This is a genomic window from Winogradskyella sp. ABM4_392, assembly GCF_056160445.1.
In genome coordinates this window covers 155,028-167,019 of the sequence record NZ_JBSWXE010000001.1, presented here as the reverse complement: position 1 = coordinate 167,019, position 11,992 = coordinate 155,028, and the positions used below count along the sequence as shown (strand labels likewise).

Annotated in this window: 8 protein-coding genes; 2 read left to right on the top strand and 6 right to left on the bottom strand. The window is 35.3% G+C overall.

Annotated features, from left to right (window positions below):
• The first annotated feature begins 43 nt into the window (after positions 1-43).
• Positions 44-808, top strand: a complete 765-nt coding sequence (locus ACXAFS_RS00615; RefSeq protein ID WP_475304620.1) for an XRE family transcriptional regulator — start codon at positions 44-46, stop codon at positions 806-808.
• Between the two features lies 1 nt (position 809).
• Positions 810-1,784 (top strand): Gfo/Idh/MocA family protein, encoded by a 975-nt coding sequence (locus tag ACXAFS_RS00610; protein ID WP_475304619.1) that lies wholly within the window; start codon positions 810-812, stop codon positions 1,782-1,784.
• Between the two features lie 57 nt (positions 1,785-1,841).
• On the opposite strand, the gene ACXAFS_RS00605 is transcribed toward ACXAFS_RS00610, so the two are convergent.
• The 6 genes from ACXAFS_RS00605 to ACXAFS_RS00580 form a co-directional block, all read right to left on the bottom strand.
• A complete protein-coding gene (locus tag ACXAFS_RS00605; protein ID WP_475304617.1) occupies positions 1,842-2,135 on the bottom strand; it encodes a F0F1 ATP synthase subunit delta/epsilon in 294 nt (97 codons plus the stop codon).
• A gap of 24 nt (positions 2,136-2,159) precedes the next feature.
• Complete coding sequence (gene atpD, locus ACXAFS_RS00600; RefSeq protein ID WP_475304616.1) at positions 2,160-3,668, bottom strand: F0F1 ATP synthase subunit beta; 1,509 nt, start codon at positions 3,666-3,668, stop codon at positions 2,160-2,162.
• 181 nt (positions 3,669-3,849) lie between these two features.
• Positions 3,850-5,382, bottom strand: a complete 1,533-nt coding sequence (locus ACXAFS_RS00595; protein ID WP_475304615.1) for an SGNH/GDSL hydrolase family protein — start codon at positions 5,380-5,382, stop codon at positions 3,850-3,852.
• 19 nt (positions 5,383-5,401) lie between these two features.
• Complete coding sequence (locus ACXAFS_RS00590) at positions 5,402-8,203, bottom strand: TonB-dependent receptor (protein ID WP_475304614.1); 2,802 nt, start codon at positions 8,201-8,203, stop codon at positions 5,402-5,404.
• Between the two features lie 167 nt (positions 8,204-8,370).
• Positions 8,371-10,218 carry a glutamine--fructose-6-phosphate transaminase (isomerizing) gene (gene glmS / locus ACXAFS_RS00585; protein ID WP_475304612.1) on the bottom strand — a complete coding sequence of 616 codons (1,848 nt, stop codon included), beginning with the start codon at positions 10,216-10,218 and terminating at the stop codon, positions 8,371-8,373.
• A gap of 12 nt (positions 10,219-10,230) precedes the next feature.
• On the bottom strand, positions 10,231-11,985 hold the full coding sequence (locus ACXAFS_RS00580; RefSeq protein ID WP_475304611.1) for a DUF4270 domain-containing protein: 1,755 nt from the start codon (positions 11,983-11,985) through the stop codon (positions 10,231-10,233).
• Between the last annotated feature and the right edge of the window lie 7 nt (positions 11,986-11,992).

Here is an 11,992-nt window from a genome sequence, read left to right as displayed (position 1 = left end):
TATATTGCTTATATTTGTAGTAAATAGTGTTAAAATTATTTCGATGAAGCCAATACAAGCCAACATAAAACATCTTAGATCTTTAAAGAAGCTATCTCAAGAGCGTTTTGCAGACGATTTAGGATGGACACGCTCAATGGTAGGATCTTATGAAGAAGGACGAAGCGAACCACCAATTGAACGCTTAATAGATCTGTCAAATTATTTTAATATACCTATAGACATCCTGGTTCGTAAAGATTTGCGGAAAGCCAAGGACACCTCTTTTATTGAGATAGGGAATAAGCGCGTTTTATTTCCTGTAACGGTTAATGAAGACAATGAAGATTTAATCGAAATCATTCCAGCAAAAGCGTCGGCAGGATATTTATCTGGTTATGATGATCCGGAATATATAGAACAGCTTCAAAAAATAAAGTTACCGTTTTTACCTACAGGAACACACCGTGCCTTTCCTATAAAAGGAGATTCTATGTTACCGGTTAAAGATGGTGCTTTTGTCGTGGCAAAGTATGTGGAGGATATTAATGATATTAAAAACGGCAGAACCTATATTGTTCTAACAAAGGATGATGGTTTGGTTTATAAGCGTGTGTATAGCGCGGATGATGAGAATCTACTATTATTGAGCTCAGATAATAAGTCTTACAAACCTTATTTTGTATCAAAAGAGACTATCTTAGAACTTTGGGAATTTACATGTTGTATTAATACACAAGAGTACGATGAGAAGGAACTGAAGTTAAGTAGTATTATGACCATGTTTCAAGAACTTAAGGTAGAATTAGAAGCTGTAAAACAGATGTAGAATGGCAAAAACTGTTAAATGGGGAATTATTGGTTGTGGTAATGTTACCGAAGTTAAAAGTGGACCAGCCTACCAAATGACAAATGGTTTTGATTTGATTGCTGTAATGCGCAGAAATTTAGTTTTAGCAAAAGACTATGCCAAAAGGCATAATGTTCCAAGTTATTATAATGATGCAGATGCCTTAATCAATGACCCTGAAGTAGACGCAGTTTACATTGCAACACCACCAGATACACATCATTATTATGCCTTGAAAGTCGCTGAGGCAGGTAAAATATGTTGTATTGAAAAACTAATGGCGCCGAGTTATGCAGAGTGTCTAGAGATACAAACTGTTTTTAATGAAAAGAATCTTCCATTATTTGTAGCGTATTATCGTAGGTCTTTACCTCGTTTTAATAAAGTGAAATCACTTATAGAAGAAACTGCTATTGGAGAGGTGAGGCATATAAGTTGGTACTTGAGTCGTACACCAAGCGATTTAGATATATCTAATACTTATAATTGGAGAACCGATGCTAAGATTGCACCAGGTGGTTACTTTGATGATTTAGCAAGTCATGGATTAGACTTGTTCATTTATTTACTGGGAGATATAAAAGAAGCAAAAGGCATTAGCTCTAACCAACAACAACTATACACGGCAAAAGATATTATTTCAGCATCATGGGAACATGAGAATGGTGTTTTAGGAACAGGAATGTGGAGTTTTGGTACTTATAAACGTGAAGATAAAGTTAGGATTGTTGGTAGTGATGGGGAGTTATCATTTTCTGTATTTGGGGAAGAACCAATTGAAGTAATAAAAAGTGATAATATAGAACAAGTTTTTATTGAAAACCCTAAGCACATTCAACAATATCACGTTGAAAATATATTGAAGTATTTGCAATTAGGTATTGAGCATCCTTCTACAGGTAAAACCGCAACACATACTGCTTGGATAATGGATTCTATTTTAAATCGGCTATAAAAGAAAAGCGCCAAACATAATGTTTAGCGCTTTTTTATTTTGAAAGAATATTATTTCTTAATCAGCTAAAATGATAAGTTTATTGTCTTTCATTTCAATAGTTCCTGAGTTAATCTTTACGGTTAACACTTTATTATCGTCAGCATGAGGAACAACATCTCCATGCAACTCATCAAAAACTAAATGACTTTGAGAATGCGTATTGATTCTAATAGTACCCTCACTTAAGATAGAAACTATAGGAGCGTGATTTGATAACATTTCGAATTCACCATTTATACCTGGTACTACTACAGAATCAACTTCTGAACTAAATAACGTAGCTTCTGGTGATACAATTTCTAAATGCATAATTTAATTTTCTAAGAATTTATATTAGGCTTCAGCAAGCATTTTCTCACCAGCTTCAATAGCTTCTTCAATAGAACCTTTAAGGTTAAAAGCAGCTTCTGGTAAGTGATCTAATTCACCATCCATAATCATGTTAAAACCTTTTATTGTTTCTTTAATGTCTACTAATACACCTGGTATACCTGTAAACTGCTCAGCAACATGGAAAGGCTGAGATAAGAAACGTTGTACACGTCTAGCTCTAGATACAGCTAACTTATCTTCTTCAGATAATTCTTCCATACCAAGGATAGCAATAATATCTTGTAATTCTTTGTAACGTTGTAATAACTCTTTTACGCGTTGTGCACAGTCATAGTGTTCATCACCTAAAATGTCTGGAGTCAAAATTCTTGATGTAGAATCTAAAGGATCTACTGCAGGATAAATACCAAGCTCAGCAATTTTACGAGATAATACTGTTGTTGCATCTAAGTGAGCAAACGTTGTTGCAGGAGCAGGATCCGTTAAATCATCTGCGGGTACATATACCGCTTGTACAGAAGTAATAGAACCTTTCTTAGTAGATGTAATACGCTCTTGCATTGCACCCATCTCAGTTGCTAATGTTGGTTGGTAACCTACCGCAGAAGGCATACGTCCTAAAAGTGCAGATACCTCAGAGCCAGCTTGTGTAAAACGGAAGATGTTATCTACGAAGAAAAGTACATCTTTTCCTTGTCCGTCACCAGCACCATCACGGAAATACTCAGCGATAGTTAAACCAGATAATGCTACACGAGCACGAGCTCCAGGAGGCTCATTCATCTGACCGAAAACGAAAGTAGCTTTAGAATCTTTCATAGCAGTTTTATCTACTTTCTGAAGATCCCATCCGCCTTCTTCCATTGAGTGCATAAAGTCATCACCATATTTGATAATTCCAGACTCTAACATCTCTCTTAAAAGGTCATTTCCTTCACGAGTTCTTTCACCTACACCAGCAAATACTGATAAACCACCGTGACCTTTTGCAATATTATTAATCAACTCCTGAATCAATACTGTTTTACCTACACCAGCACCACCAAATAATCCAATCTTTCCACCTTTAGCATAAGGCTCTATAAGATCAATTACTTTAATACCTGTAAATAAAACTTCAGTAGATGTTGATAATTCTTCAAATTTAGGAGCTTGTCTGTGAATAGGTAAACCTGCTTCACCAGCTTTAGGCAAATCACCTAATCCATCAATAGCATCACCAATTACGTTAAATAGACGTCCGTAAACATCTTCGCCAATTGGCATTTGGATTGGTGCACCAGTTGCAACAACTTCTGTACCTCTACTTAAACCATCAGAAGAGTCCATCGCGATAGTTCTTACAGTGTCCTCACCAATGTGTGACTGTACTTCTAATACTAACGTTGAACCATCTTGGTTCTTAATTTCTAATGAATCATAAATTTTTGGAAGTTCTGAGCCAGCACCAAATTCTACATCGATAACTGGTCCTACAATTTGTGCAACTTTACCTGTAACTTTAGACATTACTTATATGTTTTTGTTTTGCAATAATTTAAATCTGAAAAACAACACTTTTCAATTATGTTGAATACGTGTATTTTTCGCGCTGCAAAGATATAGTTTTATTTAAAAAAATAGTTCTTTTTTGAATAAAAAAAACACGCTCAATTTGAGCGTGTTTTTTCGTTATAAATAAAAGCTGTTTCTATTGTAAAGCTGGGGAGTAATTTGTTGGGAAATCACCTGCATCTGCAAGGTTACCAGAAGCTTCAAAATTAGAACCGTAAGTTGCATCAATAGCCTGTAAAAAGCTATTAGCCATTAAAGCATAGCCTCTTGCTGTTAAATGTACACCATCTAAACTCACTAAACCACCAAAAACTAAATCTGTATTCATATTATAGTCTCCAAACATAACTCCTGTAGAAGACGCTTGTTCTAAAATAGAATTTAAATCTACTAAAGCTAAGCCATTAGAGCTCGCTACAGATGATATTGTTGCATTATAAGCTGCTGTCGCGTCAGCAATTTCTTGTTGCTCCTCAGGTGTTAAAACCCATTTATCTGCTAATGGAATAGCAACGCCATTAACTGTCTGTGGGTTTCCAGGTACAGCCTCAGTTCCAATAAAGCTTGAGGCAGGCAAAACTATCAAATCTTCAGCCGTTGCTTGTCTCATGCTTATAAGTGCAGGATTCAAGCTAGTTAAGTCAATTAAACTCTCGTCCAAAATTACTACAGCATTTCCCTCACCGGCAGAAAAAGTAATTGTTCTTTTTGCTAATTCTGCATCAGCCATTTCTTGTGTTATTTGACCAAATTGTACTAAACCAGCTAAAGCTTGAGCAACACCAGCATTGTAAGCGCCATATGCACTAGCACTATTTAGAAAACCTGCAGTAGCTGCGTCCAGAGGTACTGGATTGTGGGGCACAGTTGTAAAATGAGATAAACTCGTAATATTAGGAAGATTACCAATAACACCATTTGCACCATTTGCAGTTAAACCAGCAACTAAAGCATTTAAAGATGCATCAAAGGTAGCTGTGTCAGTTATTGGATTTGTACCATCTCCACCAGAAAGTGCATAACCTAAAACATCATTCCCTCCTACTTCAGATATTGAAAAGAACGTAGGATTTTGAGCTACAGCTAACTCTAAAATACTTGCGTTTGGGGCATTTCCTGTAACACGAACAGCATAAGGATTTGCAGCAGAAGGGAAATTAGCTAAATTACCATAACCTGGTGCTAGTAAATGAAAACTTTTAGCACCTGGAATTCCTAAATTATTGAATGGTCCAGTAGGATTATTTAAAGCTATGTCTGTTGAAACCGTAACAGGACCAATGACAGCTTCAAGAGGAACAGGACCTGCACCGCCAAAAACTAGTCTTGGGTCTGTAATTCTCATTCCTCCAGCAGCTAGGCCTCCAAAATTATCACTCATTAAAGGTTGAGTAAAAGTACCACCACCAATATTGGCAAACTTGCTTGCCATAATATTTGGAAAGGAATTCTCTTGGCTGGCCATAAAAAGAGCATTATCTGTAAAGCCAGCTGTAAAAGAAGCACCTATAGAAACGTAATTTGAAAAATCTGCTGAGCCGGCAGTTAATTCTGGTAATGGCTCAGAGTCAAAGCTGTTTCTGTCTCTTAAATCTTCTACTAGTTCGTTTTCGCAAGCTACCATTCCTAGGGTTAGTAATGATAGAGCTATATATTTAATTTTTTTCATCTTAATTTCTTTTCCGTTATTATAAGTTATTTATAGTCCAAGACAAGTAATATTGAGAACCGATGAAACCTGTACCAAATGCAGTAAAGTATTCGTCCTGTAATAAATTAGTAGCACCCGCTTTGAAAGTAGATTTTAAGCTTGGGACTCTAAAGTTGATTTGTGCATCAAGAACATTGAAAGATGGTACATCTCCATCGCCAAAAGAAGCTTCCCAGAAATAATTGTCACTCCATCTCCAAGATACATTAAAACCAAAGTTTTTGAATAATTCAGTTTTGCCGAAAGATGCTTTTACCTTATGTTCTGGTGTGTTGAAGTTAGTCCTAAAGTCAGGATTTTGTTTTACATCAAAATCTAATTTAGAGTAAGTATAGTTTGCGCTTAAATCAAAACCATCAAACACTTTTGCAGAAACTTGAATTGCTGCACCATAAGAATTTACAGTTTCGTCTGAATTAGTATAGGTTTGGTAAGCTTGGAAGTCTCCATTAGCAATAGCTGCTACAGCTAATGGTGTACCGTTTGGTAACGTTTGGGTTAATTCTACATCACCATAAAAAGGTGCAATAACGGTTTCATTAGCTAAAAAGTCTTGATATTGGTTATAATACGCAGAAGCATCTACAATAATACCATCTAATTTACCACGATAACCAACTTCTATTGAACTTACTTGTTCAGGCTTTACTAAGTTAGAATTTGCTATTTCTAGAGCAGCTGGATTCCCAGATGCTGCAAAAGCACTTACTGAGTTTGCAAAGAAAGAATTATTGTATGCACCAGTACCATCAAAATCGATATTAGTCTGACCAGTTATTGCTGTTCCATTAGTACTTAAATCGTAATTTCTAACATCCCTTGCTGGATTATCAGGCGCACCACCAACTAAAATAGCTCTACCAACATCTAAGCCAATATATAAATCTTGGGTCGTTGGATTTCTAAACCCTGTTTGGAAAGAAGCTCTTATATTGTGGTCTTGATTAATTGTAAAACCTGCTGATAATCTAGGTGAGAAAAATCCATCAAATAATTCTGATTTATCATATCGTAAAGAACCTGTAAGTTTAAGTTCTACACTTTCAGATAATTCTAAGGATTTTTGCAATTGTGTATAAACACCCACTTCAGAATAGTTAATAGGTCCGTCATTATCAGTATAAATTGTTCCAAAAGAATTTAAACGATATCTTCTGTAAGATCCACCTACTTGAATTTCAGCGAAATCTACTAAGTCTCCAAAATTGTAATTAGCATCTGCATGATAAATTTTCGAATTATCTTGGAATTTTGAGCCTGTAGTTAAATCAGGATCATTAATACTTCTATTAAAAGCAGCTTGGAATTCAGGTGTGCCAGGTAAATAACGCCCTGTATCAGCTTGAGCTCTAGCTGCCGCATGAGCTTGAGTGTCTGTAGCACCACCTAAAGTAGCTCCGATATAAGCTCCAACATACTCACCAAACCATGTAGAATCATCTTTCCAAGCTCTATTGATATTAATACCTGTAAAAACCATATCGTAAGAATCACCAGCTTTGTCTTCGGTTACATAACCTCTTACAAAGAAGTTGTCATTTCTAATTTCAAGTTTATGTTGTTGTAAGAAAAAGTTTTTGATATTATATCTGTTAGCTCCTTGGTAAATAGTATTACCAGAACCTACTTTACCGACATATTGGATTTCGAAATCATTTTCCCAAGGGCGGAAGTAAAGTCCCCAATCAGCTTTAATACTCTCAGCATTATAGTTGGTTAAATCTCTTTCATTGTAACCTGTTCTACTTACATCAACGGACGGTACTAATGCAGAAGATCCGGCGGGAGCTAAACCTAAACTTTCTAGAGTTTGAGCTACACCATTTATATCGGTACTAACCTCGTCTCCGTACACATTAATTCCGTCATAATCAATATCAGCCCTGGTTAGTCCTCGATTAAGCTTATCGTCTTCATTTACAGCAAACCAATCAGTGCCTTTTAAGTAGCCGAAATTCACTTTAGCTGCAAATTTTTCGTTAAACTTATAAGCCATTCTAATACCCAAATCAGTATAATCATTATCACCTGCTGCTTCTTGGGAAGTAATCCCTCTTTTGATAAACCCACTTATGCCTTGATGATCAAAAGGGTTCTTGCTGCGCATGAATAATATACCATTAAAAGCATTTGCACCATATAATGCTGAAGCAGCACCAGGTAGTAACTCTACGCTTTGCACATCAGTTTCGGTCATACCTAATAAGTTTCCAAGTGGGAAATTAAGTGCTGGTGCAGAGTTATCCATACCATCTACCAATTGCATGAAACGTGTATTAGCGAATGTAGCAAAACCTCTTGTGTTTATGGATTTAAAGGTTAAACTGTTAGTATTTATGTCTACTCCTTTAAGGTTTTCTAAACCGTCGTAAAAGTCTACAGATGCGGTATTCTTGATTTCTTTTATACCAAAACGTTCTACAGTTACTGGAGATTCAAAAATACGCTCTGGTGTACGAGAAGCAGAAATAACAACTTCATCCAATGAGTTGCCTTCTTTGAGAGTGACATCAACAGTTTGTTCATTACTAGTTATCTCGATAGTTTGAGCTTCAAAACCTGTATAACTTACACGAATTGAAAATGGTGGATTTTGGTCTACAGATAAGGTGTAGTTACCGTCAAAATCCGAAACAGTACCTGTGCTAGTACCAACTACCACAATATTTGCACCGGGTAAGGGTAACCCAGTTTCATCAATAATTTTTCCTTTAACCGTGGTCTGAGCAAAAGATACCACGCAAAAAAGCATTGTAAAAAGCTTTAAGATTGTCTTCATTTTAGAGAATTAGTTAATTTATTTGACGCCAATTTAATTAAATATATGAAAATTAGGTAAGAATTTCTCAAAAAATTATGCATGCATAGCAATATTTGAAAAATAGAAAGCCTTAAAATTGCGGAATTCTCAATTTTAAGGCTTTAAGTATTATTTTAAAAAATTTATTACTCTACAGTAACTGACTTTGCTAAGTTACGAGGTTGGTCAACATTTTTTCCTAACATAACTGCGATGTGATACGACAGTAGCTGTAAAGGAATTGTAGTTAAAAGTGGTGTAAGACATTCTATGGTTTCGGGAACCTCAATCACATGATCGGCCAACTCTTTGACACTTTTATCTCCTTTAGTTACTATTCCTATAATTTTACCTTTTCTAGATTTTATTTCTTGGATGTTACTTACAACCTTTTCGTAGTGTCCTTTTTTGGTAGCAATAACAACAACTGGCATTTGTTCATCAATTAAAGCAATAGGACCATGCTTCATTTCCGCAGCTGGATAGCCTTCAGCATGTATATAAGAAATCTCTTTTAATTTTAAGGCACCTTCTAATGCTACTGGGAAATTATAACCACGTCCAAGGTATAAGAAGTTTTTAGCATCTTTATATATATCTGCGATAGTTTGAACATATCCGTCAGATTCGAGAGCTTCTTTAACTTTATTAGGAATAGTTTCTAACTCTATAAGATGGTGTCTAAATTCTGAACTTGATATAGTGCCTTTTGCTCTAGCTAACCTCAAGGCTATCAACGTTAAGACTGTTATCTGCGTAGTAAAAGCTTTTGTTGATGCTACACCAATTTCTGGTCCAGCATGTGTATATGCACCAGCATCTGTCTCTCTTGCTATTGAAGAACCAACAACGTTACAAACACCAAACACAAATGCTCCTCTGGACTTTGCCAATTTGATAGCAGCAAGAGTATCTGCTGTTTCACCAGATTGAGAAATAGCAATTACGATGTCGTTTTCTGTTATTACAGGATTTCTATACCTAAATTCTGAAGCATACTCAACTTCCACAGGTATTCTTGCTAAATCTTCAAAAATATATTCAGCAACTAAACCAGCATGCCAAGAGGTGCCACAAGCAACAACAATTATTCTGTCTGCAGCTAAGAATTTCTTCATGTTGTCCTCAACACCTGCAAGCTTTATTAATGCTTCATTGCTCAAAAGTCTACCTCTGAATGTATCAAGAATGGCTTCAGGCTGTTCATATATTTCCTTAAGCATGAAGTGTTCATAGCCTCCTTTTTCGATTTGTTCAAGGTTAAGTTGAAGTTCTTGGATATAAGGGTCTACTAAAGCATCATTTTTGATTTTTCTAACCTTGACGTCTTTGTGCCTTCTTATAATTGCCATTTGTTCATCTTCTAAATAAATGGCATTCTTAGTAAATTCTATAAAAGGTGAAGCATCACTAGCAATGAAAAATTCATCTTCACCAATACCTATAGCTAACGGACTTCCTAGCTTGGCAACAACAATTTCATTTGGCTTGTTTTTATCAAATACTGCTATAGCATATGCTCCTACTACTTGGTTTAATGCAATTTGTACAGCTTTGCCAAGTTTTGTGTTTTCATTTTTCTTTACATCCTCAATAAGATTTACTAATACCTCAGTGTCAGTATCAGATTTAAAAGTATAACCTCGCTTAATAAGTTCCTTTTTTAGAGAATCATAGTTTTCTATAATTCCGTTATGAATTATTACTAAGTCACCAGAGTTAGAATAATGAGGGTGAGAGTTTACATCATTCGGTACGCCATGTGTAGCCCAACGTGTATGACCAATACCCAATGAACCAGAAGTTGAAATTTCATTCTCTAATCTTTCTTTAAGGTCAGAAACCTTTCCTTTAGTTTTTGAGAGTTTTATATCAGTGCCATCATATAGAGCAATACCTGCACTATCGTAACCACGATATTCTAGTCTTTGAAGTCCTTTAATTACTATTGGATAGGCTTCTCTATGGCCAATATAACCAACTATTCCACACATAGGGTAATTTATTTAATTGTTTGGTTCTGTATAATATATTTCTAGATATACCTTTCTGCTTGGGTCACTTGTGTTATTGCCGTGTAAAACGGTACCTCGAGGTGATAAAACTGAACTTAATGGTGATGATAAATCAGGATTATCCGTTGTTTGTGTTAGATTTTGAATAAACTGTTCTTCTAAATTTACGTTTAATGATACAGCTAAACCTAATTCAACATTGGTAGAATCGTTAATCAATAAATTATTTATGTGTTCTGTAATTCTGAATTTATATTTTACACCATTTTCATCAGGATCATCATTTTCTCGTTCTAATGCTCCAAGATGGTTAATCTTTGAAATCGAAGGTAAACTATTGTTAGAAAACTCATTAGAAAAATCCCTCAAAGGTCCTTTATTTTCGATATCATACAAATACAGACGGTGTGGTTCATTTTCTGGGTCATATGCTCCAGAAGAACTCAAAAAATCATTATCAACATAAAAAACAAGGTTTGCTTCGTTAACAATTCTTTTAATGCTTTCAAAATTACCTTCATTATCTGTTTCAACAAATTCATTTTTCCAGCGTTCAAATGTATTCATTGTGTCATCATCGTCATCAATATCATCTCCATTAAACAATTTTATTTTAGCAATAGATCCTTCACCTCCTTTTAAGAATAACCTACTATCACCATTGGTAGCATCACCATCTGGTATTGTAACGTTATAGGTTGGATTTAAGAAATTAACCCTGTTACCCCCAAAGTTCATAGTAAACGTAGCTTGTTCTGTGGCATCTTCATCATCTACAGTAGATTCTGATATTCTCTTATAGTATATTGTAATACTTGCGGCATTTGCGCTAGTACTAAGGATGTAATAGCTGCCCGTGTTATTAACAGGTTGTGCTTTGAAGTAAATGCCTCTAAAATATTCTAAGAAATTATTTTGGTTGCTAAGAACTACAGGATCACCTATTTCAGGGTCGGCTTGATCTAAAATGGTTTCTTTCCAGTAATCGTTATCTAGTTTTAATCTTATGCCAGGAATTTGTCTAACCACTGTAGTTTCCTCTTCTTCACCTTCGCCTTCTGTGGTTGTTAATACAAATCCGTTCTCACTAAATACAATATCTCCGTTAGAGTCTAAGGTAATATGTTTGTTTGTTGTTGGGTCTGGATTTGGTAAAATTGTTATTTCTTCTCCCTCTAATGATGTTTCACTAATTAATTCATTTTCAGAGGCTGATTTGTTAGAAAAATAAGGTTGGGACTCATTGAATTCTGCATTTGGATCAAAATCTCTTAAGAAGTAATTGCTTCTATACATATTCAATGTAATTGGTTGACTACCAAAAATTGAGTCTGTTACATATGTAATGTTTCCTTCTTCATCAACATCAGATATTGCTGAAAAAAAAGGAAGGTTTAATATAACAGAGTCTACTTCAGTTACTTCTCCAAAATCCGGTGCATAAGACGAAAGGGTTAACTGTGCTAAAAAACTAGATTCAACCCTGCCATATGCATCGTCGTAAACACCCAAAGTGCTTAAACCTGGACCGTTATTTGATTGTACAGGACCTAAGGTTTGTGAATAAGTGATGATATCTGTAAATTCAGGGTAAGTCTCACTCATTTTTTTTATGTTGAAGTTTGTCGCTACATCACTATTTAAGACATCTGAATCTAAGGTATTAAAATCATTATCACAGGCTATAAAACTACCAACAAAAAGGAAGGTTATAACTGCATTAAGGGCAAATTTGTTCTTCTTCATAGACATA